At 56.2% G+C, this 25,606-nt stretch carries 22 protein-coding genes, 1 pseudogene, 1 riboswitch and 1 other annotated feature; of the genes and pseudogenes, 10 read left to right on the forward strand and 13 right to left on the reverse strand.

Annotated elements, in window-relative coordinates:
- Positions 1 to 5 precede the first annotated feature (5 nt).
- The 5 genes from ACAF76_RS16750 (at position 6) to ACAF76_RS16770 (ending at position 5,895) form a co-directional block, all read left to right on the forward strand.
- Complete coding sequence (locus tag ACAF76_RS16750) at positions 6 to 1,826, forward strand: sigma 54-interacting transcriptional regulator (protein ID WP_400162007.1); 1,821 nt, start codon at positions 6 to 8, stop codon at positions 1,824 to 1,826.
- Between the two features lie 133 nt (positions 1,827 to 1,959).
- Positions 1,960 to 3,036 (forward strand): ABC transporter ATP-binding protein, encoded by a 1,077-nt coding sequence (locus ACAF76_RS16755; protein WP_400162008.1) that lies wholly within the window; start codon positions 1,960 to 1,962, stop codon positions 3,034 to 3,036.
- Positions 3,037 to 3,080: 44 nt separating this feature from the next.
- Entirely contained in the window at positions 3,081 to 3,947 is an 867-nt protein-coding gene (locus tag ACAF76_RS16760) for an ABC transporter permease (protein WP_400162086.1), read from the forward strand.
- Positions 3,948 to 4,727 (forward strand): ABC transporter permease, encoded by a 780-nt coding sequence (locus ACAF76_RS16765; protein WP_400162009.1) that lies wholly within the window; start codon positions 3,948 to 3,950, stop codon positions 4,725 to 4,727.
- 97 nt (positions 4,728 to 4,824) lie between these two features.
- Positions 4,825 to 5,895, forward strand: coding sequence for a PotD/PotF family extracellular solute-binding protein (locus tag ACAF76_RS16770; RefSeq protein WP_400162010.1), 1,071 nt, complete (start codon positions 4,825 to 4,827; stop codon positions 5,893 to 5,895).
- A gap of 63 nt (positions 5,896 to 5,958) precedes the next feature.
- On the opposite strand, the gene ACAF76_RS16775 is transcribed toward ACAF76_RS16770, so the two are convergent.
- Positions 5,959 to 7,323: a putrescine aminotransferase gene (locus ACAF76_RS16775; protein WP_400162011.1), complete on the reverse strand. Its 1,365-nt coding sequence runs from the start codon at positions 7,321 to 7,323 to the stop codon at positions 5,959 to 5,961.
- Between the two features lie 236 nt (positions 7,324 to 7,559).
- On the opposite strand from ACAF76_RS16775, the gene ACAF76_RS16780 reads away from it, so the two are divergent.
- A complete protein-coding gene (locus tag ACAF76_RS16780) occupies positions 7,560 to 7,997 on the forward strand; it encodes a Dps family protein (protein ID WP_400162012.1) in 438 nt (145 codons plus the stop codon).
- Between the two features lie 299 nt (positions 7,998 to 8,296).
- Here ACAF76_RS16780 and ACAF76_RS16785 read toward each other — a convergent pair whose 3' ends face one another.
- The 7 genes from ACAF76_RS16785 to ACAF76_RS16815 all read right to left on the reverse strand — a co-directional run bounded on the left by ACAF76_RS16785 (position 8,297) and on the right by ACAF76_RS16815 (position 15,421).
- Entirely contained in the window at positions 8,297 to 8,758 is a 462-nt protein-coding gene (locus ACAF76_RS16785) for a hypothetical protein (protein WP_400162013.1), read from the reverse strand.
- A gap of 213 nt (positions 8,759 to 8,971) precedes the next feature.
- Positions 8,972 to 9,805: a D-amino-acid transaminase gene (gene dat, locus ACAF76_RS16790; protein WP_400162087.1), complete on the reverse strand. Its 834-nt coding sequence runs from the start codon at positions 9,803 to 9,805 to the stop codon at positions 8,972 to 8,974.
- 30 nt (positions 9,806 to 9,835) lie between these two features.
- Complete coding sequence (locus tag ACAF76_RS16795; protein WP_400162014.1) at positions 9,836 to 10,843, reverse strand: ABC transporter ATP-binding protein; 1,008 nt, start codon at positions 10,841 to 10,843, stop codon at positions 9,836 to 9,838.
- Positions 10,843 to 11,829, reverse strand: a complete 987-nt coding sequence (locus ACAF76_RS16800; RefSeq protein ID WP_400162015.1) for an ABC transporter ATP-binding protein — start codon at positions 11,827 to 11,829, stop codon at positions 10,843 to 10,845. Before ACAF76_RS16800 ends, ACAF76_RS16795 begins: the two co-directional genes overlap by 1 nt.
- A gap of 15 nt (positions 11,830 to 11,844) precedes the next feature.
- Positions 11,845 to 12,744, reverse strand: a complete 900-nt coding sequence (locus ACAF76_RS16805; RefSeq protein ID WP_400162016.1) for an ABC transporter permease — start codon at positions 12,742 to 12,744, stop codon at positions 11,845 to 11,847.
- 36 nt (positions 12,745 to 12,780) lie between these two features.
- Positions 12,781 to 13,719, reverse strand: coding sequence for an ABC transporter permease (locus ACAF76_RS16810; RefSeq protein ID WP_400162017.1), 939 nt, complete (start codon positions 13,717 to 13,719; stop codon positions 12,781 to 12,783).
- Between the two features lie 28 nt (positions 13,720 to 13,747).
- The gene (locus ACAF76_RS16815; RefSeq protein ID WP_400162018.1) at positions 13,748 to 15,421 is read right to left on the reverse strand and encodes an ABC transporter substrate-binding protein; all 1,674 of its coding nucleotides are present in this window, start codon (positions 15,419 to 15,421) and stop codon (positions 13,748 to 13,750) included.
- A gap of 340 nt (positions 15,422 to 15,761) precedes the next feature.
- Here ACAF76_RS16815 and ACAF76_RS16820 point away from each other — a divergent pair, with 340 nt between their 5' ends.
- Positions 15,762 to 16,964 carry a PLP-dependent aminotransferase family protein gene (locus ACAF76_RS16820; RefSeq protein ID WP_400162019.1) on the forward strand — a complete coding sequence of 401 codons (1,203 nt, stop codon included), beginning with the start codon at positions 15,762 to 15,764 and terminating at the stop codon, positions 16,962 to 16,964.
- A 26-nt stretch (positions 16,965 to 16,990) separates the two neighbouring features.
- On the forward strand, positions 16,991 to 17,992 hold the full coding sequence (locus tag ACAF76_RS16825; protein ID WP_400162020.1) for a D-2-hydroxyacid dehydrogenase: 1,002 nt from the start codon (positions 16,991 to 16,993) through the stop codon (positions 17,990 to 17,992).
- Between the two features lie 59 nt (positions 17,993 to 18,051).
- Here ACAF76_RS16825 and ACAF76_RS16830 read toward each other — a convergent pair whose 3' ends face one another.
- Together ACAF76_RS16830 and ACAF76_RS16835 are read right to left on the reverse strand one after the other, a co-directional pair.
- Positions 18,052 to 18,825, reverse strand: coding sequence for an alpha/beta fold hydrolase (locus ACAF76_RS16830; protein WP_400162021.1), 774 nt, complete (start codon positions 18,823 to 18,825; stop codon positions 18,052 to 18,054).
- 61 nt (positions 18,826 to 18,886) lie between these two features.
- Positions 18,887 to 19,441, reverse strand: coding sequence for a CGNR zinc finger domain-containing protein (locus ACAF76_RS16835; RefSeq protein WP_421617923.1), 555 nt, complete (start codon positions 19,439 to 19,441; stop codon positions 18,887 to 18,889).
- 184 nt (positions 19,442 to 19,625) lie between these two features.
- Between ACAF76_RS16835 and ACAF76_RS16840 the strand changes: the two are divergent.
- A pseudogene (locus ACAF76_RS16840) lies at positions 19,626 to 20,110 on the forward strand (DinB family protein).
- A 213-nt stretch (positions 20,111 to 20,323) separates the two neighbouring features.
- Positions 20,324 to 20,511: riboswitch (Lysine riboswitch) on the forward strand.
- A 124-nt stretch (positions 20,512 to 20,635) separates the two neighbouring features.
- Positions 20,636 to 22,075 carry an amino acid permease gene (locus tag ACAF76_RS16845; protein WP_400162023.1) on the forward strand — a complete coding sequence of 480 codons (1,440 nt, stop codon included), beginning with the start codon at positions 20,636 to 20,638 and terminating at the stop codon, positions 22,073 to 22,075.
- A gap of 51 nt (positions 22,076 to 22,126) precedes the next feature.
- Here the strand turns inward: ACAF76_RS16845 and ACAF76_RS16850 are convergent, their stop codons facing one another.
- The 3 genes from ACAF76_RS16850 to ACAF76_RS16860 form a co-directional block, all read right to left on the reverse strand.
- Positions 22,127 to 23,311: an aminotransferase gene (locus ACAF76_RS16850; RefSeq protein WP_400162024.1), complete on the reverse strand. Its 1,185-nt coding sequence runs from the start codon at positions 23,309 to 23,311 to the stop codon at positions 22,127 to 22,129.
- Positions 23,308 to 23,808 carry an Lrp/AsnC family transcriptional regulator gene (locus tag ACAF76_RS16855; RefSeq protein WP_400162025.1) on the reverse strand — a complete coding sequence of 167 codons (501 nt, stop codon included), beginning with the start codon at positions 23,806 to 23,808 and terminating at the stop codon, positions 23,308 to 23,310. Before ACAF76_RS16855 ends, ACAF76_RS16850 begins: the two co-directional genes overlap by 4 nt.
- Positions 23,809 to 23,888: 80 nt before the next feature.
- Positions 23,889 to 24,132, reverse strand: a binding site (T-box leader).
- A gap of 91 nt (positions 24,133 to 24,223) precedes the next feature.
- Positions 24,224 to 25,504, reverse strand: a complete 1,281-nt coding sequence (locus ACAF76_RS16860) for an Nramp family divalent metal transporter (RefSeq protein ID WP_400162026.1) — start codon at positions 25,502 to 25,504, stop codon at positions 24,224 to 24,226.
- Between the last annotated feature and the right edge of the window lie 102 nt (positions 25,505 to 25,606).

Below are 25,606 nucleotides of genomic sequence, written 5' to 3' on the forward strand. Positions count from 1 at the left end.
AAACCGTGAGCTTGCTAGCGCAATTTCAGGAAATGACCCAGCAGGTGGCAGAGGCGATTTCCGCTGCCCTGCAAATCGAGACAGAGATCGTCGACGACCAGATGACGATCATCGCCGGTACAGGTATCTACAAAAAGCGGATCAACAGCCAGGAAGAGTTCGGGCAGGTGCATGCCGGGTATTTGTACGGCAGGGTGATCACGACCAAGCAGCCCTACTTTATCGAAGATGCGCGAAGCGATCCGCAGTACGACCCTTCCGTGCTGGAAGGCGTGACCGAGGAGCTGGCCGAGCTGTGTTCGCCGATCCAGTACAAGGGCAACGTGATCGGGGTCATCGGCCTGATCGCCTTTACCGAGGCGCAGCGGCACAGACTGATTCACAACCGGCTCGCCTACCTCACCTTCCTGCAGCGAATGACAGAGCTGTTGACCGGCAAAATCGCCGAGCAGGAGGCGTGGGCCGAATGGAAAAAGACGTTTTTGCAGCTGGAGACCTTGATCGAATCGATCCATGAGGGCATCATCGCCATCGATGAACGTGGCGTCATTACCACCTGCAACGCCACCGCCGAACAGTTGATCCAAAAGAAAAAGCAGGAGCTGATCGGCGCCCCCCTGCAAAGCATCTGGCACAACTCGCCGATGCTCGCCGTGCTGACGAGCGGCACAGGCTACGCCGAGCAGGAGGAAAACTACCACCTCGACGGTCACGACATGCACCTGATCGTCACCGCCCGTCCGATCCGCGTCCACGACCGTGTCGCAGGCGTCGTCGCCTCGTTTCGCCGGATGGTCGATATGCGCCGGCTGGCCTATATCCTGACCAATGAGCACAAAAATCTGTACTTTTCCGAAATCATGGGCAAAAGCCGGGCGCTGGAGCTGGTGATCAAACAGGCGGAACAGGTGGCCCGCGGCACCTCCAACATCCTCATCACCGGAGAGAGCGGCACGGGCAAAGGAATGCTCGCCGCCGCGATCCATTCCGCCAGCTCGCGCCGATCAGGCCCGTTTATCATCGTCAACTGCGGCGCGATTCCCGAAGCACTCCTGGAAAGCGAACTGTTCGGCTATGACGCCGGAGCCTTTACCGGAGCAAAACGGGAAGGCAAAGCGGGAAAATTCGAACTGGCAGACGGCGGCACGATCTTTCTCGACGAGATCGGCGATCTGCCCTTGCACCTGCAAGTCAAGCTGCTCCACGTCCTGCAAACCAAACAAGTCGAGCGCGTCGGCTCCAACACACTGCGCCCGGTCGACATCCGGGTCATCTCCGCCACCAACAAAAACCTCGAGGAGATGGTACGGGACAAAGAATTCCGCGAAGACCTGTACTTCCGACTGAACGTCATCCCCCTGCACATGCCTGCCCTGCGCGAGCGCGCCGAGGACATCCCGCTTCTGCTCGACTACTTTTTGGCCAAATACAGGCAAATCCTGAACCACGCCGTCCTCGACTTCACACCGGAAGTAAAAGCCATCCTCTGCCAGTACCACTGGCCCGGCAATGTACGCGAGCTGGAAAACGCGATCGAGTACGCCGTCAACATGGAAACGACCCCCTACATCGGCCTGGAAAGCATCCCCGCCCGCATCAGGCAGCATCAAAGCATCAGCGCGATTGCCAATCCCGCAGAAAGCGAACTGCCATTGCGCGAGCGCCTGCACCGCCACGAGCGGCAAATTCTCCTTTCGCTGCTGCACCAGTACGGCCACTCCCTGGAGGCAAAACGGCGGATCGCAGCGAAGCTCGAAATCGGACTGGCAACCCTCTACCGCAAGCTGGAGGCGCATAAACTTCTCAGCGATGAGAAAGTTTTCTAAGTTTCAAGAAGTAGCAACTGCCAGCAAGATCGCATGGACAACGCAAACCGCCCAACTTTTGTTCCCGCCGAATTGGATTGGCACTATTCTTGCTTATCTAAATTTTCAGTTTTCAGTAAAGGGAGGGTAATCATTGAGCGGTCCCATGGTAATGCTGCAAAATCTGGTCAAACAATTCGGTGAGCAAACCGTAGTCCGGGATCTTTCCCTCGATATTCAAAAAGGCGAATTTCTTACGATGCTCGGTCCGAGCGGCTGCGGAAAGACGACGACGCTGCGGATGATCGCCGGTTTTGAACAGCCGACATCCGGGCAGATCATGCTGGATGGGCAATACGTACATAACCAGCCTGCCTACGAGCGAGACGTAAATACCGTCTTTCAAAGCTACGCCCTCTTTCCGCACCTGACTTCCTACGACAACATCGCCTTTGGGCTGCGGGTGAAAAAGGTACCGAAAAGCGAAATCGACAAGCGGGTCAAAGACGCGCTCAAGCTCGTCCAACTGGAGGAGTATGCCAGCCGCAAGCCGGAGCAACTGAGCGGCGGACAGCGCCAGCGGGTAGCGATCGCCCGCGCCCTGGTCAACAATCCCAAGGTGCTCTTGCTGGACGAACCGCTGGGCGCGCTGGACCAAAAGCTGCGCAAGCAAATGCAGGTCGAACTGAAGCACTTGCAAAAACAGCTTGGCATTACGTTTGTCTTCGTCACCCACGATCAGGAAGAGGCGCTGACGATGTCGGACCGGATCGCTGTGATGAACCAGGGCATTCTCGAACAGGTGGGCAGCCCGACCCAGATTTACGAGCATCCGGCGACCCGCTTCGTCGCCGAATTTATCGGAGAGACGAACCTGCTGTCCGGCACGGTAAAGCGCAGGGATCACCAGCTCATGCTGATCGAGTGCGAAGGGTTGAAAGTGACAGCGCCCGTCATCCAGGTGGCAGAAGAGGAGCAGGTCACCGTCGCGATCCGCCCGGAAAAATCGACTTTGGCACTGGAGCCTTCGCCTGAGGACAGCATCGTACAGATCAGCGGACGCCTGACGGAGCGCATCTACTGCGGGGGCTCGACGAAAACTGTCGTGACGCTGCAAAACGGCAAGCAGTTTGTCGCCCTGGAAAAGACTGACCAGCTTCTGCCCGTTGCGGTCGGCGACCCGCTCTACGTACAATGGCAGCCCAGCCACGGGGTGGTGGTAACACGATGACACCCCCGGCCCCAGGCTCCCCGGCTTCTACGCAGCCAGCCGCGATGCCAAAGCCCGCGAGCAAACGGGACTACGGCAAGCTCTGGACACTCGGCCCTGTGCTCGTCTGGATGCTCTTGCTGTTTGTCTTGCCGATGCTTCTGGTATTTGCCGTCAGCTTTTTTTCGCGAAGTACATTCGGGGGTATCGTGCTTCCCTTGACGCTGGAAAATTACACGCGTTTTTTCGATCCCCTGTATTTCAAAATCATCTGGATATCCTGCGTCCTCGCCTTTTTCACCACGATTCTCTGCCTCCTGCTCGGGTATCCGTTTGCTTACATCATCGCCCGTTCACCGCTCAAATACCGCAACATTCTGCTGTTGTTGATCATCGTCCCGTTCTGGACCAACTCGCTGATCCGCACCTATGCCTGGGTCGTGCTGCTGCGGACAGAAGGCGTCATCAATACATTTTTGCTGCAAATCGGCCTGATCAACCAGCCGCTCACCCTGCTGTACAACGACACAGCCGTGCTGATCGGACTCGTCTACACGATGCTTCCGTTCATGGTGCTGCCGCTGTACGCGTCGATTGAAAAACTGGACCGCTCGCTGCTGGAGGCTTCCCGCGACCTTGGCGCGAAGCCGTGGCAAACCTTTTTGCGAGTCACGCTTCCGCTTACCTCGCCGGGGATCATGGCCGGTTCGCTGCTCGTCTTCATCCCGTCGCTCGGCCTGTTCTTCATTCCCGATCTGATGGGAGGCAGCAAGACGATTCTGATCGGCAACCTGATCAAAAACCAGTTCCTGACAGCTCGCGACTGGCCGTTTGGCTCCGCCAGCTCGATCGTCCTGATGGCGCTGACGCTCGTCTTTATCGCCGTCTACATCATGGTGACCAAAGACAAGCAGGGAAAGGGGCTGGTGTAGATGCGCTCCTTGCTCGCGAGCAGGCTCTCTTTTGTCTACGCATCGCTGATCTATCTGTTTTTGTACTTGCCGATCGCCATCCTCATCCTGTACTCCTTCAACGAATCGAGGCTGAATGCGGTATGGACCGGCTTTACGTTTGACTGGTACTTCCAGTTGATGCAAAACGCCGAAGTGCTGGAAGCGACGCGCACTTCGCTCCTCGTCGCGCTGATCAGCTCGATTGCCGCCACGATGATCGGCACGCTGGCTGCCGTCGGCATGTACCGCTACAAATTTCGCGGCAAGACAGCTCTGGATGCGATGCTCTACCTGCCGATCGTCATTCCCGAAATCGTCATGGGCATTTCCTTGCTCGCCTTGTTTGCGCAGCTGCAGGTGCCCCTTGGCTACTTTACGCTGATCGCGGCGCACATCACGTTTTCCGTCCCGTTCGTCATCGTCGTCGTCCGCGCCCGTCTCGCCGGCTTTGACCAGAGCATCGAAGAAGCGGCGATGGACCTGGGCTGTACACCGTGGCAGACCTTTCGCAAAGTGACCGTCCCGGTGATTGCACCGGGCATTCTGGCAAGCGCGCTGCTCGCCTTTACGCTTTCCATCGACGACGTCGTGATCAGCTTCTTCGTCGCCGGACCGAGCAGTTCGACGCTGCCTTTGAAAATCTTTTCCATGGTCAAGTTCGGGGTCACACCCGAGATCAACGCCTTGTCTACCCTGATGCTGGTCGTCACCTTGGTTCTCGTCATCATCGCAGAACGCATCCGCATGAACAGAACGTAAACAAAAAAACCTCTACCGGGGTTGCCAGGCATAGCCGCGACAAACCGCGGGCTTGGCGGCCTCGCCATAGAGATACAATCAAACTGGGGGGCTTCACATGAGAAAGAGTTGGAGAAAAACCATCGGATACGCAGCAGCGGTGGTTCTGTTTACGGTAACGGCAGGCTGTGGAGGAGCTTCGACCGGTTCTTCCGCCAGCGGCAGCAAACAACTGAACGTCTTTAACTGGTCCGAATACTTGCCGGCGGAAGTGATCAAAAAGTTTGAGGAAAGGCACGGGGTCAAGGTCAACTACAGCACCTTCTCCTCAAATGAAGAGATGCTCGCCAAAGTTGCTGTGGCAAATGGCATTTACGACCTGACCGTTGCCAGCGACTACTACATCCAGCCGATGGTCCATGAGGGCATGATCCAGCCGCTGGATTTGAACAACATTCCCAATCTGAAAAATCTCTCCGCGGAATATCTCGACAAAGAGCACGATCCGGGCAACCAGTACAGCGTCCCCTACATGGGCAACACCGTCTCGCTGGCCTACAATCCGGACGTCATTCAGACGGAAATCAGCAGCCTGACGGATTTGTGGAAGCCGGAGCTGAAAAACCAGATCGTCATGGTCGATGACCTCCGTTTTATTCTCGGAATGGTGCTGAAGTCGCTGGGCTATTCCGGCAATGAAACCGATCCGGCAAAACTGGAGGAGGCCAAGCAAAAAATGCTGGAGCTGATGCCCAACATCAAGGCTTTTGACAGTGACAGTCCGAAAACCTTGATGGTGAACGGGGAAGTGAACGTCGCCTTCGTCTGGGGCGCGGAGATCGCTCTCGCCCAGCGGGAAAAGCCGCAATTCCAGACCGTTTTGCCCAAGGAAGGCTTGATGATTTCCTTTGACAACTTCGTCATTCCCGCTGGAGCCAAGAACAAGGAAACGGCCGAAGCCTTTATCAACTTCCTGCTGGAGCCGGAGATCAGCGCGGAAATCTCCCGGTCGTTCCCGTATATCAATCCGAACAAGGAAGCACACCCGATGATCGACAAGGACATCCTCGACAACCCCGCGGTCTATCTGCCTGCCGACGAATTGAAGCGGACCGAGACGATCCTCGACATCGGCGACGCGATGCAACTGTACGACCGCATCTGGTCCGAGGTCAAAAGCGCCCAGTAATGAGGTGCTTATATGAAAGCAAAATCCCGAGCGCAGCGGCTGCGCCCGGGATTTTTGTTTTTGTTAGCGTGCCACTTTCATCTCTTTGGACAACTGGGAGATGCCTTCCTCGATGCAGGCCAGCACGTAGTCGAGCTGTTCGTACGAAATGACGGCTGGCGGTTCGAGGCGGATGACGGTGGCGTTGTTCAGTGTGCCGCCGACGAGAATTTTTTTGCCGAACAAGGTTTTCGCCAGCGTGTAGCCAAGCGAGTTGTCGGCGAACTCCATGCCGATCAGCAAACCTCTTCCCCGCACCTCTGTCAGAATGTCCGGATACTGGCTGCGAATTGTTTCGAGGCGGGCCATGATGTAATCCCCTTTTTCCTTGGCCACCTGCGGAATGTTCTCTTCCAGAATCGTCTTGATCCCGGCGATTGCCGCAGCGCAGCAGAGCGGATTGCCGCCAAAGGTGGACGAGCCGAGCAGGAACGGATTGTCCTCCATCTTGCCCCACCATTTTTTCTTCGCTACCATCGCGGCGATCGGCATGACTCCGCCGCCAAACGCCTTGCCCAAGGTCATAATATCGGGCACGACATTCCAGTGGTCGACCCCGAACAGCGTACCGGTACGGCCCATGCCGGTCTGCACCTCGTCGACGATCAGCAGACATTCGTACTGGTCACAAATTTCGCGCAGCCGCGGCAGGAAGTCTGCTGGCGGGACGTTGACCCCACCCTCGCCCTGGATCGGCTCGACGATCACGCCGGCAACAGTCTCTCCGGTCGCGATCAGCATCCGGATCGCCTGCTCCACCGCGTCGGCATCGCCGTACGGTACGTGCTGGAAGCCAGGGACAAGCGGCATGTACGGCTCGCGGAACATCGCCTTGCCGGATGCGGACAGCGACCCCATCGTTTTGCCGTGGAAACCTTTCTCCATGGAAATGAAATACTTTTTCCCGGTTGCCAGACGAGCCAGCTTCAACGCCATCTCGTTGGCTTCGGTGCCGCAGTTGACGAGATAGGAGTGCTGCAAATCTCCTGGCGTAATGGCAGCCACCAGCTGCGACAAATAGCCGCGCAGCGGGTCGACCATCTCCTGGCTGTGCAGGGCGTAGCGCTTCAACTGAGCTTCGACCGCCTTGACTACATTGGGGTGGCGGTGCCCCAGGAGATAGACGCCGTAGCCGCCCAAACAGTCGATATACTCATCCCCCATCGTATCGCGGAAAACAGCTCCTTCATCTTCCCACTCCACTACGGAGAAATCGTGTGAGACCGATTTGCGGTGCGTCAGGATCGCTTTGGTCACATGGTTGGTAAAGTTGCTGACGGAATCCTCGACAATCTTTTTCTTCTGTTCGATCGTAAGCGTCTCGCTTTCAATCAGCTCCAGAATTTCCGTCGCCAACGCCAGCGATTCTTCACGGGTTTTTTGCTGCATTTCGTATCCACCTTCCTCATCTCTGTTTTCACTCTTGATACCCAGCAAGAATGATGCCAGCAGTTTGGATGGAAAAAAGGCGGAAAAACAGCGTCGTCACATGAAAAAGGACAGAAAATGAGAAACTTCTTATCACTTTTGAGAAATTGGACAAAGGTGGGTTGACTTTTCCGGTTTTTATTTTATAATAATTATAAACAAGAAATAATTCTAAAAAGGAAAGGGAGAAACCAACCATGGAAAATACTCTTTTTCAAGCCCTGAATACACAAGTTGCGAACTGGACTGTACTGTATACGAAACTGCATAATTACCACTGGAATGTGAAAGGGCCTCACTTCTTCACCCTGCATCCGAAATTCGAGGAACTGTACAACGAGGCATCCCAATACATCGACGATCTGGCAGAACGCATCCTCACGCTTGGAGGAACGCCTGTCGCCACCTTGTCCGCCTGCCTGCGGGAAGCAAGCATCGCCGACGCCAGCGGCTCGGAAACCGCTGAACAAATGGTCGAGATCCTGATCCAGGACTTCTCCACGATCATCGACGAACTGAAGCAGGCGATGGAAACAGCTGGTGAAGCTGGCGACGAAGAAACCGCCGACATGCTGCTCGCCATCCGCCGAAGCCTGGAGAAACACAACTGGATGCTGAGAGCTTTCTTGAAATAAGCTAAGCAGGGTGTCGAGAAAGTAGCTGTAGTGGTGAGAAGCCTGTTTCCATTCTCCGCTCCGGTCTGCGTCCCGCCATGCCGAATGACCGCAATGGTGCAGAATATGAAAAAATTGCCCTCCATCTTGCCAAACAAGAGCAACAGGAGGGCAATCCTTTTTTAGCTGAGAAAACCCGGAACTTTTCGCTACAGAAAATAATCCCTGCTATCAAGCATGGCTTTCTCAACAGTCTGAGGCAGTGACGTTCCACTGCCTTTTTTCGCGTACTGGAAGACGATATTGCCTCCTGCGTGATTTTACAGGGAAAAGAGGAGCTTGCGGCCTGATTTCTCAATCTTGACCTCTGGCGCATAGCGAAGTGCTTTCTGCACGCCGATGTACGGACTGGAGAACTCGATGCCGTGTCTTTGCTTCAACTCGTCACACAATTCCCCTAATGAAAGCGGTGACATTTTTTCCCGCAGAATCTCCTTCACCTGTTCTGCCACCATCTCATAGTCGTGACGCACATGGGCTTTTCGCACTTTTAATTGCGGAATCAATTCCATGGGGATTTCTTCTGCTGTAGCGGCTATCTCTGCAACAACATCGCCTTTGTCAGCCCCTGTCTCCAAATCAATTTCCCTGATTCTGCTCAATAGCTGTTTGATTTCTGCTCCAAGCTGCTTGTCTTGATCGACGTATTGCCGCCGAAGGACCATTCGTTGTTCCAGCAATGCCTGCAATGTCATTTGCAATGCTTTCCGCTCGTTAAACATCGCCGTTGTACCCCTTTATTGTCATAATAGAAAGAATTGTTAATCTTGGCTTCAAACCACGACTACTTTTTCCACAGCCAGTTTCAAATTCCTCCTGTCAACTGTAAATTATTATTCATCCTTGCACCTAGCCCCTGATGGAAAAAAGAAGCCTGTTCCCAAAGCGGGCAGGCTTCCCCGTGCTAGTTTTAGTTTTCGAATTGCTTGGCTTCGTTACGCGTACTGCATGATCAATTGGCTGAAGGCGGCTTTCAGGCGGAGGGTAACAGGACCGGGTGCGCCGCTGCCTACCGGGTACTGATCGATCCGGATCACCGGACATATTTCGTGCCCCGTACTGGTGACAAATACCTCGTCCATGGCGAGCATTTCCTCCCGCGTCATCGCCCGCTGCACCAACGGGATATTGCCATCCGCCAGCAATCGAATCACGACCTGGCGGGTAATGCCATCGAGGATCAGATTGTTGGCAGGATGCGTGTAGCAAATCCCGTCCTTGATCCCGAATACATTGCAGGTGCTGCCTTCCGTCACATAGCCGTCGCGAACCAGGATCGCTTCATCCGCCTCGGCATCCTTGGCTTCCTGCTTGGCGAGCACATTGCCCAGCAGGTTGAGGCTTTTGATGTTTACCCGCAGCCAGCGTATGTCGGGCGTAGTAATCGCGCTCATTCCGGCTTCCAGCAGCTCTTTTGGCAAACTGCCTTCGCGTACCGAGGCGGTGAGGACCGGTTCCGACACTTCGGGGAACGCATGCGAGCGTGGGGCTACTCCTCGCGTCAATTGCAGATAGACCGAGCCGTCGACGAGACTGTTTTCCGCGATCAGCTCTTTTAGCAGTTCGGTCAGCCTCTCCGCTTCCAGCGGGATGTTCAACCGAAGCTGGGCTGCGCTGTTTTGAAACCGTTTCAGGTGGGCTTCCCATTCAAACATCACTCCGTGGTACACCCGCATCACCTCGTAGATTCCGTCACCAAACTGATAGCCGCGGTCCTCCGGGGCGATATGAACCTTCTCGCTTGGCACCAGTTGGTCGTTTCTCAACATAATCACGGCACATCTCTCCTTATCCTTTGGTTAGCTGACGTGCAAATGACAAGCGACCTGATGCCCGGTCTCGATCGCCGACAGGGTCGGTTCCTCCGTCTCGCAGCGAGCCATTTTGTACAGACAGCGCGTATGAAAGCGGCAGCCAGCAGGCGGGTTCAGCGGGCTGGGCAGTTCACCCTGGAGAATGATCCGCTCCTTGCCTGGCGTAGTGCCGTGTATGTGCGGGCGAGCGGACAGCAAAGCCTGTGTGTACGGATGAGCGGGCTGGTGAAACAAGTCCTCTGTCGAAGCCAGCTCCACCAGCTTGCCCAGATACATCACCCCTACGCGGTCGGAGATGTGACGGATGACGCTCAGGTCGTGGGAAATAAACAGGTAGGTGAGCGAGAACTGCTGCTGCAAATCCTGGAACAGATTAATCACCTGGGACTGGATGGAGACATCGAGAGCCGATACGGGCTCGTCGCAGACGATCAGCTTGGGCTGCAAGGCGAGTGCGCGGGCGATTCCGATGCGCTGCCGCTGTCCGCCGGAAAATTCGTGCGCGTACCGCTTTTTCGTACCTGGAGCCAGCCCGACAGTCTCCAGCAGTTGCTCCACCCGGGCTTCTCGATCTTGAGAAGTGCCGATGTTATGAATCTGCATCGGCTCGGCGATCGTCGTCCCGATCGTCATTCGCGGATGAAGCGAGGCGTACGGGTCCTGAAACACCATCTGCATTTCTCTGCGGACTTGTTTCATTTCCTTTGCCGACAATCCGACCAAATCTCTTCCCTCGAAAAGCACCTTCCCCCCGGTTGGTTCGATCAGCCGCATGATCGCCCTGCCCGTAGTGCTCTTGCCGCAGCCGGACTCGCCGACGATGCCGAGTGTCTCGCCGCGCCGGATGGTGAAGCTGACCTCGTCGACCGCCTTGACGACAGATGTCTGTTTGCGGGCAATGCTGTGCAAGAAGCTTTTCTTGACCGGAAAAAACTTTTGCAAGCCTTGTATATCGAGCAATACCTTCTGAGACAGATCGGATGCCACCGCCATCACGCCACCCCCTCGACGATCTCGCTGTAACGCAGGCAGCTCACCTTCCGTCCGTCTTCGGTTTCGACCAGCGAGGGAGTGGTCTTGCGGCACGCTTCGGCGACATAGGGACAGCGGTCCTGAAAAGCGCAGCCGACCATCGCTTCACCAGGCGCTGGCACGCGCCCGGGAATCGAATACAGCCGCTCGTTTTCTCCGTCCAGGGACGTGACCGACTCCAGCAGGCCGATCGTATACGGATGAAGCGGCTGGCTGAACAGTTGCTCCCGGGTCGCCTCCTCGACGACTTCTCCCGCGTACATGACGATGACACGCTGGCACACCTGGGACACGACGCCCAGGTCATGCGTGATCAGCATCAGCGACATCCCCATCTGTTGCTGCAACTGCTGCAGCAAGTCGAGAATTTGCGCCTGTACGGTCACGTCGAGGGCGGTCGTCGGCTCGTCGGCGATCAACAGCTTGGGCTGGCAGGACAGCGCCATGGCGATCATCACCCGCTGGCGCATCCCGCCCGACAATTCGTGCGGATATGCTTTCAACCGGTCCACCGGAGAAGGGATGTTTACCAGACGCAGCATCTCGATCGCGCGTAGCTCCGCCTCTTTTTTTCCGATTCCCTCATGCACGCGTATCTGCTCGGTAATTTGCTGTCCGACCGTGAGCAGAGGGTTCAAGGCCGTCATCGGCTCCTGGAAAATCATCGCGATCTCCTTGCCGCGCAGGTTGCGCAACTCACTGTTCTTGCGATCCAGCAGGTTGCTTCCTTCCCAGTTGATTTTTCCCCGGGTGGCCTGTACTCCTTTTTGTTTCAGCAACCCCATAATCGCCAGTGAAGTCATGCTCTTGCCGCAGCCGGACTCGCCGACAATGCCGAGGCTTTCCCCTTTTTTCAGGGCAAACGTAACGCCTTTGAGAATTTCGGTGTACTTCCCTTTCTTCTGATAGCCAACGTGGAGCTGTTGTACGTCCAGAATGGGTGCCATGACACTATCCCTCCTTTACCGATTGGATTTCATTTTCGGATCAAACCAGTCCCGCAACGTATCGCCCAGCAAATTGATGCCGAGGATGGTGATGAACATGACGATGCCGGGAATGAACATAAACCACGGAGCCTGGTACATGTAGTCCTTGCCTTGCCCGACCAGCGATCCCCAGCTTGGATCGGGCGGCTGTACCCCCAGTCCGAGGAAGCTCAGGCTGGATTCGGCCAAAATCGCACTGGCCATGCCCAATGTAGCCAGGACGATGATGTTGCCGTAGCAATTCGGCAGGATGTAGCGAAACAGGATTCGACACGTGCCCGCTCCCATCGCGTAGCCCGCTTCGACAAACTCGCGCTGCTTGAGCGAAATCGTCTCGGCGCGAACCAGACGGCATATTTCCGGCCAGCTTACCACGCCCAGGGCGATAAACAGGTTGAAAATCCCCGGACCGAGCGCGGCCATGATGGCAATGGCAAACAGGATGCCGGGAAAGCTGAACATGATATTGGCCAGCCCCATGATCAATTTGTCGGCTTTGCCTCCCAAATAGCCCGCCAAAAGGCCGAGCAACGTCCCCGTAGTGACCGCGATCACCTGCACCATCAAGGCGATAAACAGCGACATCTGGGCGCCGTACACCACTCTGGCAAACAGGTCGCGCCCCAGGTGATCGGTGCCAAACCAGTAGGCAGAAGAGGGCGGCTGCAAGGCGTCCTGCAAATGGTTCTGATTGGGATCATGCGACACAATCAGCGGAGCGAAAAGTGCCGCGATGACCATCGTGCCCGTCAGGAGTATGCCCAGAACGGCGCTTGTGCCAAGGTACTGCCGCAGCGTAGACAGCCTGTATCGCAAACTTTGCCGGCCAGACTCTGCATGTACATTGGTGCCGATCGATGTAGCGTTCTCCATCGTCCTCACTCCCCCTTCCATTCATTCGTCTCCAGGTTACGACTCTACCTTGACGCGCGGGTCAATCCAGCTGCAGAGCACGTCAGCCAGCAGGTTGACCAGCAAAAAGACGGTTGCGATAAATACGACACAGCCCTGTACGACGGGAAGGTCGCGCTGCAGGATGCCATCGATCAACAGGCGGCCGATCCCCGGCAATCCGAAAATCGTCTCGGTAATCACCGCTCCCGAAAGCAGCAATCCCATCTGTACCCCGATAATCGTCAGGATCGGCGGCAGCGCATTTTTCAGGGCGTGCAGAAAAATGATCCGCCGCTCGCGCAGTCCTTTGGCATGCGCAGTCGTCATAAAATCCATCTTCAGCACTTCCGACATGGACGAGCGGGTGATACGGGCCAGCACCCCGCTGACCCCAAATCCAAGCGTGAGCGAAGGAAGAATCAGGTACTTGAGATTTCCCCCGTCGTATCCGGTCGAAGGAAGCAACTGCCAGCGGACAGCAAACAGGTACATCAAAATCAAGCCGAGGAAAAAGGAGGGGAGGGACACTCCCCCAATAGACAGGGCGCTGACCAGCGAATCCACCCAGCTTCCCCGATAGATTGCCGCCAGTATGCCGATGGAGATGCCGAAGACGATGGCGAAGAGCAGCCCGAGCATGGTGACCTGGACCGTGACTGGAATCCGCTCCATGACAATCGTCGTCACATCGCTTCTGCTCTGGTAGGAGACCCCCAGGTCGCCTGTCGCCAGGTTTTGCAGAAAGCGCAGGTACTGGACGTAGAGAGGATCGTTCAAACCCCACTGCTCGCGGATGCGCTCAATCGATTCCTCGTCCATCGCCCCGGTGCGGGGGTCCATCAACTGGGCAGCCGGATCGCCCGGAATCCAGTTCATCAAGAGAAATGTGACCAGCGTGATGGCGATCCAGATGGGAATTGCCTCAATCAGCCTGCGTACGGCATACAGCGCCATAACCGAACCTCCTCTCGTCGCTTCTTCGCTATTTCAGACTTGGGTCAATCCAGATTTTCGTCAGGTCCTGGAAATCAATGTCGGTCGGTACCGCCTGGACGCCTTTCACCCATGGCTGATGGGCGATGACCGCCTTGTTGTAGTTGAAAGACCACCAGGGTGCCTCCTCCATGATGATTTCTTCCGCTTCCTGCACGAGCTTGATCATCTCTGCCTCGTCGGTTTGTACGATCGCTTCGTCGAGCAACTGGTCTACTTTCTCGTTATGGTAGTAGCTGTTGTTTCCGGAAGCGCCGAAGTTGCGGCTGTGGAAGTAGGTAGCCAAATAAGCTGCGGGATGGACATTGCCGCCGTTTGACGTGATGCCGAACTCGTAATCCCCGCTTCTCAGACGATCGGTCGCAGTCGCGCTGTCCACCTGTTCGGGAATCAGGTTGATCCCTACCTCTTTCAAATAACCGGCTACCGCTTCGACGGCAGGCAGACCATAGGCCGGGTGGCTGGTCGTCAGGATCGTCACGTCAAAGCCGTTGGGATAACCGGCTTCGGCGAGAAGCTGCTTCGCTTTTTCCGGATTGTACTCATAGCTTTTTACATTCGGGTTGTGGCCGAGAATCGTAGTCGGCAAAATGCCAATCGCCGGATACGCTTTGTCCTGCAGCACGGTTTTGACGATCGTCTCGCGGTCGATGGCATGGTTGATCGCCTGGCGTACGCGGACATCTTGCCACGGTCCTTCTTTTTGCAGGTTGAACTTCATATTGCGGGTAAACACCTCGGGTACTTCCACTAGGTTGTCCTTCATCGACGGATCGTTTTTCAGCCTTCCGTATTGCGCGTCACCCAACGTCATCATATCGAGCTGCTTGGAAGCGAACGCGTTGTCGCGGGCCGCCTGATCGTTCATAATCTTGTAGACGACCTTGTCGAGATACGCTCTGCCCTGGTGATAGTCTTCAAAGGCGGTCAACTCGATCTCGCTGTCACGCACCCATTTCGTCAGCATGAATGGCCCTGCTCCGACCGGCTGTTCGCTGAAGGATGCGCCCTTCGCCTCTACTTCCTCTTTGGGAACGGCAGCAGCGTACGGCATGGTCAGACTGTGCAGGAAGCTGTTGTCGGCGATGGCCAGTGTGATTTCCAGCGTGTGGTCGTCGACAACCTTGATTCCGGGAACCTCTGTCGCCTGTCCGTTGAAAAATGCTTCTGCGCCCTCGATGGGAAACATGCTCTTTGCCCCGGGCGAAGCGTTTTGCGGGTCCATCAGCCGCTCCAGGGAGTATTTGAAGTCTTCGGCAACGACTTCCCTGCCATTGTGGAACTTGACGCCCTGCTTCAATGTGAAGGAGTAGGTCTTTCCGTCTTCGCTCACCGACCAGCTCTGCGCATTCGCCGGGACGAATTTCCCTGCGACGGCGTCGTAGCGGATCAATGGTTCGTAAATGTTCCATGTGATCATCGATACCGAGGTCAAATGACCGCGAACGATCGGATCGAGGTTTTGCGGATCTCCGTAGATCGCTGCGCGGACAAGAGTTCCGCCCTGGACCGGTTCGCCCGGATCGGCCGCGGTCCCGCCAGACTCCCCTGTTCCGCTCGGTGCTTGCGCTTGCGGGCTGGGAGCCGCCGAGTTTCCACATGCGCTGAGTAACAATGCGGCAACCATGACTGCTGCAAAAAAGGTGCGAGACAACATGTTCATAAAGAACCCCCTTTTTCGTGTCACTTTTCTTTGTGGTAAAATAAGTGGTGAAGCGTACCACAGCGCCTTTTTATGTCAGGTTATCTAACAAATATTGATAATTGGGTCTTATAGTAGCAAATAAATCTGACAATTCAAAATTTTGAAAAATGGACTTACAGCGAGAAAAACTTCAGAAAAGCGTTTCCATTTGGCAACAATCGCGCAGAAACAAGTTATTTGGATTCCTGTATCTTTTTTGGTGACGATTCATCCTATGTTATAGTTGGTACCATAAAGATGACGCAATATTCGGAATCGGAACTCTCTTTACCAATCCTGTATTAAGGTGGTGTAGTCCATGCATTCCGTTACCCCGCCGGTCCCCTTTTCCCGGCGAACCCCTCAACTGGCGCTGATGGGCGCAGCGTATTCAAACAAAGACCCGCATGTCATGCCGCTTTCCTACGGCTATCCCGCTCCCGAGTGTTTCCCCATCGATGCGATTGCCCAGGCGACCGAATCCGCGCTCCGCACGCAGGGAACGACTGCCCTGCAATACACGGGCGGCCCCGGCCAACAGCAGGTCGTCTCCTGGATCTGCCAACGGTCTACGCTGCGCCATATGTCGCCCGAGACCAATCAGGTTTTGGTCACCACCGGCTCGATGCAGGCGATCGATATGGCGACACGCGTGCTGTCCGATGTCGGCGATGAAGTGTGGGTGGAGGCTCCCACCTTTTTCGGCTCGATCCGCTCCTTTACGACGAACGGATTAAAGGTTCGCTCCTTTCCTGTCGACGAGCAAGGATTGTGCGTAGATGCGGTGGAAGCAGCCCTCGAGCAAGCCGCCCAGGACAACTCCCCTCTCCCGAAGCTGTTCTACACCATGCCCAATTACCAGAATCCGGCAGGGGTCAGCCTTTCTTTGGAGAGGCGCAAAAAACTCGCTCAGTTGGCACTGGAATACAACTTTTTCATCCTGGAGGACGATGCCTATGTCGAGCTCAGCTTTAGCGGCATGTATCAGCCTTCCATTTATTCGTTTGCTCCCGAGCGGGTCGTGTACATCAGCACATTTTCCAAGATCATCGCGCCGGGCCTGCGGATGGGCTGGGCCATCGCGGACAGCCGTATTCTGGAAAAGATGCGCCTGTTCAAGCCAGACGGTCTGACCAGCGTCTTCATGCAGGAGGTGGTCGGTCAATTGCTCATGCAGATGGACTTCTCCGCCCATTTGAACAGGATGGCATCGCTGTATCATGTGCGATGTAGCCATATGGTCGCCGAGCTGCGCAGTCAGCTAGGCGGCGACATCGAGTTTCAGGTGCCAAAAGGCGGTTATTTTGTGTGGGCGCGCTTCGCGGAAGGCGTGGACACTTCGCTCATGCTTCCGATTGCACTTGAGTGCGGGGTCAGCTATCTGGACGGGAAACACTTTTTCTTGAACGGGGAAGGCAGCCGTTACGCCCGTCTCTGCTTTACATACTGCGACGAGACACAGATGTCCAAGGCGATCGCGGCGCTGGCCGAGGCAGCACGAACCAGCCAGGGAAAGCAATAAGCGAATAGAGAAGGAGTGAGTAGCGGATGGCAATGGATGTGTATTCGCCGAAGCAAACGATCAAACCGCGCATCTACGTGCGCATTCCGATGGTCGAGCAGTACGTCTCGCAACTGAGGGAGTTTGCCGCCGACGTCATCGTGGAGCCGTGGAAGCCAGGCACTCCCGAACCGGAACCGCAAGCCGACATAAGCGACTGTGATGTCATCATCACGGTATGCTTGCGCGATACGCTGCAAATTCTGGACAAAGCGCCCCGGGTCAGATGGGTACATTCGCTAAGTGTAGGAATCGATGCCGTACAAACGGATCGGCTCAACCCGTCTGTAGTCATCACCAATCCAAAGGGGTGTACGTCGATTCCCATTGCCGAGCATTCGGTGATGTGCATCACCGCTTTCGCCCGCAATTTCCCGACGATGCAGCGCAACCAGGCGCAAAAAAAGTGGCAGAACGTCGAGATGAAGGAACTGCTCGGCTCAACCGTGGGGATTCTCGGCTACGGAGAGATCGGGGGACAGATTGCCCAGCGCTGCAAGGCATTGGGCATGCGGGTAATCGGCTGTCGGCGCAACCCCGCTGCTGCTCGCGCGAGTGACGATGCAGCCGACCTCGTCGTCGGACTGGATCAGGTGGACATGATCCTCGCTGAGTCGGATTTTCTCGTGCTCGCGCTGCCGTCGAGCGAAGGGACGTATCACTTTCTCAACCGTGAGAAACTGGTCAAAATGAAGGCCGGTTCCTATCTGATCAATGTCGGGCGGGGCAATACCGTGCACGATGGCGATTTGATCGCCGCCCTGCAAAGCGGGCACCTGGCCGGGGCTGCACTGGATGTCTTCGAAGTAGAGCCGCTTCCCGTCGACCACCCGTATTGGGAAATGGAAAACGTAATCGTCACCCCGCACAACGCCTACTACTCGCCGCGTACGCTGGAGCGCAACATGGAGTTGCTCAGGCAAAACCTGATCCGCTACGTGAGGGGCGAGGAACTGCTCAATGTCGTAAATGTGAGAGCCGGCTATTAGGCTGGCAGAAACGGAAGGAACCCGATTGCTTGTCGCATCGGGTTCTGCTTTTTGTGCGCCTACCCCGCCGTTCCTTCTTCCGGCGATTTGGCCATATCCAGCATCAAGGTAATCAACCACTGCTCCAGCATGACAGCCGTCTGCTTCCATTGGTCCTCGGGGGAAATCAGCGCAGCGCCGTCTCCCGGCTGCGGGCCGTAGCTGCCAAACTGGGCGTGATTTCCCCCTTCGATGCTGATGTATACAGCGTCTTCCGGCAGGTACGTCTTGCCCACCTCGTACTTCTCGCGGCTCACCACTGTGTCACGCGAGCCAAGCATCGAGAGTACGGGGAGCCCCGTCTCGCTGAGGTCGCCGCGCTGATCCGGGTAGGCGCCGAGCAGAAACACCCCGATGACGCGATCCGGGTTTTCGGCGGCAAAATGGGCAGCCATCGCACCGCCGAGCGAGTGGCCGCCAATTACAAACACGTCGTCGGGGAATGACTTGAACAGCCCGTTGGCCCGCTCAGCGTCGAGGATAGCCAGGTGCAGCGGCATTTTCGCGACAAACACGCGATACCCTTTATCCGCCAGCAGTCTTGCCAACGGCGCATAACTCTCTGCCTGCACCAAGGTCCCCGGATAAAAAATCACGGAAGGCTGAAAGGTTTGTCCTCCCTCAAAGCGAATCCATCCCGCTGTATCCGTCACGGTAATGCCGCTCCCTCCGCGCATCGCCTCTACAGCAGCCTCGCCCACCGGATAAGGTCGCAAAAACCAGACTGCTACACAAGCCACCGCGAGGAAAAGCAAAATCAAAACCGGAAACAAGCGCCTGCGCAGTTTGCCCATGGATCGTCCCTCTTTTCCGTTGCGCTTTCCTTTCGCTTAGTATTGGCATATTTTTCTGCGGTTACCCTTCCTGACCATTATGCTTCTGGCGCTGGCGAAAGCGTCTTACCTTCATCAGGTTGCCGCATGCCTTGTCGTCGCACCAGCGGCGTACGCGGTTGCGGCTTTCATCGAAATAAATCCACCGGCAGTCCGGATTATCGCAAATCTTGATCCGTCGCACGTCCTCAGTCGCCAACAATTCGGCAAACGAACCGGCGACACGGGCCATGACCAGCTCCCAGCCCGTGACAGGGCTTGTCCGCTTCAGACGGTACGCTCCATCCAGCAGATCGATGCGCAAGCAGTCAGGGGCCAGCGCCATGGCCCGGTTCAGTGCTGCCAGCTCTTCCGGGGCTGCTTGTGCCCCGCCTGCCACCTTCTCCACGATGTGCCGCATCGTTTCCCGCAGCTCCAGCAGTTGTGTGCGGATTGGCTCCTCCGGCGGCCACGGGGCAGCAAGCCCCCACTTTTGCAAAAACGCTTCCACCCACTCCTGGCTGTCCAGCCTGTTTTCACGCGGTCTGCCTGTACCGCGCCAGTCCCGCCAGTCGCTGTTCAAAAAGTCAATGCACATCACTTCCACAGCAGCTTCCCCCGTTTTCCTCACACATTTTACGTTCTGCTTGCCAATAAAATCCATAACATGGTAATGTATATTTGTAACTATCGTAATGATTTATGGTCGTTACAAAAATCCTGAGACAACAACCTGATTATACTGCACTCCCTCTCAGGAAGACAGGTAAGGAGGCACAGGAATGAATACAAAGGATCTGCTTTTGCAGGAATGGAAGTACGTCTATGACCAGGAAGACTGGTATCCGCCGCTTCAACTTGCTCTGGAAGGAGTCGATGCCGCCCAGGCGAGCTGGAGACCGCCCGGTGAAGCACCAACACGATTTGGGAAAACGTCAGCCATCTGCTTTTTTACAAGGAGCGACTGCTGCATCGGCTTGCCGGAACGCCTTTTCCCCATGAGGATGCGACCAATGAAGAGACGTTTGCTCCCACCGGAGGCGCAGGTGACGAAGAAGCGTGGCAGGCGACGCTAAAGCGCATGGAAGAAGTTCATCTGCACATTCAGGAAGCACTTTCAGCCCTGACAGATGAAGAGCTGCTTCGCCCCTTGCCGACCAGGACAGTCCTCGATAGCGCGATGAGTCTCGTCCTGCACGACGCCTACCACACCGGACAGATTGTGCAACTGCGCAAGCTGCAAGGTTCCTGGCCGGCCCAGCGTTAAGGCCGACAGTATTCCACGTGCTGCCGCCCAAGCAAGCCGATCCATTGTAGTGGCGGTTTGAGGATTGCGACGATTCTGCTGACCCGCCCGGCGTGGAATCCGTTTTTTTGGACAGGGAAAAAATTGCAAACCGCCGAAAAGTATTGTAATCGATAAATTATTTTATATAATGGATGGGTATAACAATTTCATACACAGTATCCTCATCTTCACGATGGGGGTAGAGGTCGCGGTTTTTATAAGATTCTGTACGAGATGCAGCCGACATCGATGACTACAGATGAGGGAAAAACCGCCGAAGTCTGCGCTGAATCGCTGTTCGCGCAGGTTGGGGCTGTACTCGAAAGGGACAGAACTGTCACGTTTGTCAGCCAGGGCAAACGTGTTGAGCTATCTTCCGTGAAGGCTTGGTGGGGATTGGAGTATGCCGCCCTGTGCCTGTATGATGGCCACGGCGGTTTTTCATTTTCCGACCTTCCTTCCGCAAAAACTTCTATCATTATAGAAAGGTCGTGTTCACACATCATGTCTACGCAACAACTGCAACGGGGCCTGAAATCACGCCACCTGACGATGATCGCCATCGGTGGCTCGATTGGTACAGGACTGTTTCTGGCGAGCGGCGGGTCGATTCACTCCGCAGGTCCGGGCGGTGCCCTGCTCGCCTATATCGCAATCAGCTTTATGGTCTACTTCCTGATGACAAGCCTCGGGGAAATGGCTGCCTACATGCCTGTCCCTGGTTCCTTTAGCACGTACGCTACGCGGTTCGTCGACCCGTCGCTGGGCTTTGCCCTCGGCTGGAACTACTGGTACAACTGGGCGATTACGATTGCCGTCGAGCTGTCAGCCGCAGCCCTGATTATGAAATACTGGCTGCCGGACGTGCCCGGCATCGTCTGGAGCGCCCTGTTTCTCGCTCTGATGCTCGGCCTCAACCTGTTGTCGGTCAAGAGCTTTGGCGAATCGGAATACTGGTTTGCAATGATCAAGGTTGTCACGATTATCGTCTTTATCGTCATCGGCTTGCTGATGATTTTTGGCATCATGGGCGGGCAGGCAGTCGGCTTCAGCAACTTTACCAAGGGCGATGCGCCGTTCAGCGGCGGCTTCATGGCGATGGTCGGCGTCTTTATGATCGCGGGCTTCTCCTTCCAGGGTACAGAGCTGGTCGGTGTGGCCGCAGGGGAGAGCCAAAATCCGGCCCGCAATGTGCCCCGGGCAATCCGTCAAATCTTTTGGCGCATCCTGCTCTTCTACATCTTGGCGATCCTGATTATCGGTCTGCTCGTTCCGTACGACAACCCCAACCTGGTCAGCGGTGATATCACGGACATCGCCATCAGCCCGTTTACGATTGTCTTTGAAAATGCCGGCTTTGCCTTCGCAGCATCGGTGATGAACGCGGTGATCCTCACCTCGGTCCTGTCTGCGGGCAACTCCGGGATGTACGCTTCCACCCGGATGCTGTGGAACCTCGCCAAAGAAGGAAAAGCGCCAAAATGGCTGACCAAGGTCGCGCGCAACGGCGTACCAATCTACGCGCTGATGGTAACCACATTGGTCGGCGGCGTCGCCTTTCTGTCATCGCTGTTTGGCGATGGAGCGGTCTACATCTGGCTGTTGAACGCCTCCGGGATGTCCGGCTTTATCGCCTGGCTGGGAATTGCCATCAGCCACTACCGCTTCCGCAAGGCGTATCTCTTGCAAGGCAGAAGCCTCGCTGACCTGCCATACCGGGCGAAGTGGTTCCCGTTTGGCCCGATCTTCGCGTTCATTCTTTGCTGCATCGTGATTATCGGCCAAAACTACGGGGCATTCCTGGGCGAGAACATCGACTGGTACGGCGTGCTCGTCTCCTACGTCGGCGTCCCGCTGTTCCTCGTCCTCTGGCTCGGGTACAAGTGGAACAAAAAAACCAAGCTGGTACCGCTGGATAAAGTCGATTTTAGCGTGAAGGAATAGCATGCAGGCAAACGAAAGGCTCCGCCAAGCGATATGGCGGAGCCTTTTCTGCTATTTGGAAAGTGACTGTACAAAGCGCTCCATGCGATCGAGCGCCTTTTTCAACTGCTCCATCGATGTCGCGTAGGAGCAGCGGATATGTCCCTCGCCGCTTTGGCCAAATACATCGCCCGGTACGACCGCCACTTTTTCTTCCAGCAGCAGCCTTTCCGCGAAGTCAGGGGCGGACAGTCCGGTTGCCGCCACGGACGGGAAGGCATAGAACGCTCCTTCCGGCTCATGGCAGGCGAGGCCGATCTGCTGGAAGCCGTCGACCACGTAGTTGCGCCGCTGCCGGTAGCTCTCGATCATCCGCTCCATGTCCGCGCGACCGTGGCGCAGCGCTTCCAGTGCGGCCATTTGCGCCATCGTCGGGGCGCAGAGCATCGTGTACTGGTGGATTTTCAGCATGCCCGCGAGCAATTCCGGCTCGGCGCAGACGTAGCCCAACCGCCAGCCTGTCATCGCGAATGCCTTGGAAAAGCCGGAGATCAAAATCGTCCGCTCCTTCATTCCAGGCAGCGCGGCGATGCTGTCATGCATCTTGCCATACGTCAGCTCGGCGTAAATTTCGTCGGAGATGACCAACAGATCATGCTTTTCGAGAATCGGCAGAAGCGCCTTCCACTCCTCAGCGCTCATCGTGCTGCCGGTCGGGTTGTTCGGATAGCAGAAAATAATTGCCTTGGTGCGTGGCGATATATGCTTCTCCAGCTCTTCAGGAGTCAGCTTGAACTGGTTGTCCATCGTCGTTTTCAGGAAAACCGGCACGCCTCCCGCCAGACGGATCACCGGTTCGTAGGAGACGTAGCAAGGCTCCACGACCAGCACTTCGTCACCCGGGTCGAGGATCGCGCGCAACGCGATGTCGATCGCTTCGCTGGCCCCGACTGTGACGAGAATTTCCTTCTCCGGATGGTAGCTGACCGAAAAGCGCTCCTCCAGGTATTTCTGAATCTCGACGCGCAGCTCCAGCATCCCCGCATTGGAGGTGTAGGCTGTATACCCCCGCTCCAGCGAGGAGATGGACGCTTCCCGCATCCGCCACGGCGTCACGAAGTCCGGCTCCCCGACCCCGAGGGAAATGACCCCCTCCATCGACGCCGCCAGATCAAAAAAGCGGCGAATCCCCGATGGCTTGAGCGATGCGACAGTAGAGGACAAACGACGTTTGACGGTCAATTGCTGTGTACTCACGGAGTGACCACCATCCTGCGATCTTCGTCACGGTCTTCAAGCTGAATCCCGTCGTGCTTGTATCGTTTCAAAATAAAATGCGTCGCCGTGGAGACGACCGAGTCGAGCGTCGCCAGCTTTTGCGAAACGAACGAAGCGACTTCCCGCATCGTCTTTCCTTCCAGCACCACGGACAAGTCGTAGCTGGCCCCGGACATCAGGTAGACGGCCTTTACTTCGGGGAAGCGGCAGATGCGCTCCGCCACCTCGTCAAAGCCCACGTCGCGCTTGGGCGTCACCTTCACGTCGATCATCGCGTTTACGTACGGATGGTCGTCGACCCGCTCCCAGTTGATCAGAGCCGGGTATTTGACGATCACCTTTTCTTCTTCCAGAGCGGCGATCGCCTGCTCCACCACCTCTGCCGGCTCGGCCAGCATTTTGCCCAATTGCGCTGCCTCCAGCTTGCTGTCCTCTTCCAAGAGACGCAGCAATTCCATCTGTTTGTGACGATCCATTCTCCACCACTCCTGTCTTTTTTCTCGATATAAGCAAAAACGCCTCAGCAACCGGACCGATTTGTTGACTCGGTTCCGATTGCTGAGGCGAACGATCGCGGTACCACTCAGCTTTTTTGCCCTTTTCGCAAAAGGCAAACTCACGCAGTCCCAAAAGGACATGCACCCGGTAACGTGGGTTATCCGCTGCTTTCTACAGGAAGTTCCATTCAAAAGCAGTGCTCCGAGGCGGCGTTCAAAAAGAGTTTGCGGCCACCCTTCCAGCAAGCAGGCGGCTCTCTTGGCGTCAAATCCCTTTTTTACTGTCCTCTTCACGGCAGTTGTCGTGTTCATTTACTGAATGACTCAGATTATAGAAAGGTTTTCGCCCCTTGTCAACCGGGTTTTCCTGACAGAAACGGGACTTCTCCCCGATTTATCCGGCAAATATCGCGAACAATTCGACCAGTCCAAGCAGCGCGAAAAGCGCCAGGCAGCCGAGCAAGACGGCATTTGTCACGCTCTTGTTGCGGCAGTCGGCGGGGACCAGATTGGAATTGAGCAGCAGCAGCAAGGAGATGGCCAAAAACGGCATAAACAGCGATCCAAGTGCGCCGTAGACGAGAATCAACTCAACCGGCCTGCCGAAAAACAGCAAGATCATCGGCGGAAATGTGAGCCACGCCAGATAGAAGCGATAGGCTGGCGATTTTCCCGATACATCCTGCTCGGTTCTACCGGCGTTTTTGGCGCGGAGGATGCGGATGAAGTCGGCAAAAAGATACGGCCCCCCGTTCCACACACCGAGCAGCGACGTGCAGGCGGCAGACCAGAATGCGAGCAAAAACATCCAGCGCATCGGCGCACCGAATTGTTCCCCCAGCATCTCGGCGAGCGTGATCAGTCCGTTGTCGTCGCGGATGCTGACACCCGATCCGGCAAGAAACTGTGCCCCGATGACCAGCCCTGCCAGCGTGAACAGCGCGGTAAGGGTATAGGCGATTTTGGCATCGAGGCGCATCGTGGAGATCCACCTTTTGCCCGTCCAGCCTTTTTCACGCAGCCAATAGCCGTACGACGCCATCGTGACCGTCCCGCCGACGCCGCCGACAAGTCCCAGCATCAGCAGCACGGAGCCTTCTGGTACGCGCGGAACAAGACCTCCGGCCAATGCGCCGATCCCGGGCAGGAAGAGAATCGCCGTACCGATGACGGTCACAAACATCATCCCGGTCAACACGGTCATCACACGCTCAAACAGCACGTAACGGTCCGTCCAGACGAGCAAGAATCCGGCGATGGCGTGGAGGATAGCCCAGACCCACAGCGGCATGATCGGCAGCAGGGCGTGCATCGCCATGCCCGATGTCGATGCGGCTGTCGCGCCGTAGACGAGCCCCCAGACGATCACATATGCGCCAAAATAGTTTGTGGCCCACGAGCCGAGCTTCTGCCATCCTTCGAGGATCGTGCTTCCGGTAGCCAGATACCATCGTCCGACCCCTTCGTTCAACGTGTATTTGAGAATCGCGCCGACGATGACCGCCCAGACGAACGTCATGCCAAAAGCAGTGCCGATGACGAGCGATGTGACGAGGTCAGCAGTGCCTACCCCTGTCGCAGCCACGAGCAGTCCCGGTCCGATCTGCCGCAGCTTGTCTCTCCAGGATACAGGCGCAGTCGGGGGATGATGTCGCTCTGTGCGCTCGCTTTTCATCGCATGACCTCCGTTCTCGTCTGGAATTTCCCGCGTTCGCAAACAGTGTATTCAACGGGTCTCTCCATTATGGCTATTCCTTGTCCTCCTCTGGCATGCCCG

The sequence above is a fragment of the Brevibacillus sp. TJ4 genome, assembly GCF_044627595.2.
GTDB lineage: Bacteria > Bacillota > Bacilli > Brevibacillales > Brevibacillaceae > Brevibacillus.

What these genes read in the sequence shown, in the direction of transcription:
- ACAF76_RS16760 (WP_400162086.1), top strand. Translation starts at nt 3,081, where the DNA reads ATGCCAAAGCCCGCGAGCAAACGGGACTACGGCAAGCTCTGGACACTC.
- ACAF76_RS16765 (WP_400162009.1), top strand. Translation starts at nt 3,948, where the DNA reads ATGCGCTCCTTGCTCGCGAGCAGGCTCTCTTTTGTCTACGCATCGCTG.
- ACAF76_RS16770 (WP_400162010.1), top strand. Translation starts at nt 4,825, where the DNA reads ATGAGAAAGAGTTGGAGAAAAACCATCGGATACGCAGCAGCGGTGGTT.
- ACAF76_RS16775 (WP_400162011.1), bottom strand. Translation starts at nt 7,323, where the DNA reads ATGCAGCAAAAAACCCGTGAAGAATCGCTGGCGTTGGCGACGGAAATT.
- ACAF76_RS16780 (WP_400162012.1), top strand. Translation starts at nt 7,560, where the DNA reads ATGGAAAATACTCTTTTTCAAGCCCTGAATACACAAGTTGCGAACTGG.
- ACAF76_RS16785 (WP_400162013.1), bottom strand. Translation starts at nt 8,758, where the DNA reads ATGTTTAACGAGCGGAAAGCATTGCAAATGACATTGCAGGCATTGCTG.
- dat (WP_400162087.1), bottom strand. Translation starts at nt 9,805, where the DNA reads ATGTTGAGAAACGACCAACTGGTGCCAAGCGAGAAGGTTCATATCGCC.
- ACAF76_RS16795 (WP_400162014.1), bottom strand. Translation starts at nt 10,843, where the DNA reads ATGGCGGTGGCATCCGATCTGTCTCAGAAGGTATTGCTCGATATACAA.
- ACAF76_RS16800 (WP_400162015.1), bottom strand. Translation starts at nt 11,829, where the DNA reads ATGGCACCCATTCTGGACGTACAACAGCTCCACGTTGGCTATCAGAAG.
- ACAF76_RS16805 (WP_400162016.1), bottom strand. Translation starts at nt 12,744, where the DNA reads ATGGAGAACGCTACATCGATCGGCACCAATGTACATGCAGAGTCTGGC.
- ACAF76_RS16810 (WP_400162017.1), bottom strand. Translation starts at nt 13,719, where the DNA reads ATGGCGCTGTATGCCGTACGCAGGCTGATTGAGGCAATTCCCATCTGG.
- ACAF76_RS16815 (WP_400162018.1), bottom strand. Translation starts at nt 15,421, where the DNA reads ATGAACATGTTGTCTCGCACCTTTTTTGCAGCAGTCATGGTTGCCGCA.
- ACAF76_RS16820 (WP_400162019.1), top strand. Translation starts at nt 15,762, where the DNA reads ATGCATTCCGTTACCCCGCCGGTCCCCTTTTCCCGGCGAACCCCTCAA.
- ACAF76_RS16825 (WP_400162020.1), top strand. Translation starts at nt 16,991, where the DNA reads ATGGCAATGGATGTGTATTCGCCGAAGCAAACGATCAAACCGCGCATC.
- ACAF76_RS16830 (WP_400162021.1), bottom strand. Translation starts at nt 18,825, where the DNA reads ATGGGCAAACTGCGCAGGCGCTTGTTTCCGGTTTTGATTTTGCTTTTC.
- ACAF76_RS16835 (WP_421617923.1), bottom strand. Translation starts at nt 19,441, where the DNA reads ATGTGCATTGACTTTTTGAACAGCGACTGGCGGGACTGGCGCGGTACA.
- ACAF76_RS16845 (WP_400162023.1), top strand. Translation starts at nt 20,636, where the DNA reads ATGTCTACGCAACAACTGCAACGGGGCCTGAAATCACGCCACCTGACG.
- ACAF76_RS16855 (WP_400162025.1), bottom strand. Translation starts at nt 23,808, where the DNA reads ATGGATCGTCACAAACAGATGGAATTGCTGCGTCTCTTGGAAGAGGAC.
- ACAF76_RS16860 (WP_400162026.1), bottom strand. Translation starts at nt 25,504, where the DNA reads ATGAAAAGCGAGCGCACAGAGCGACATCATCCCCCGACTGCGCCTGTA.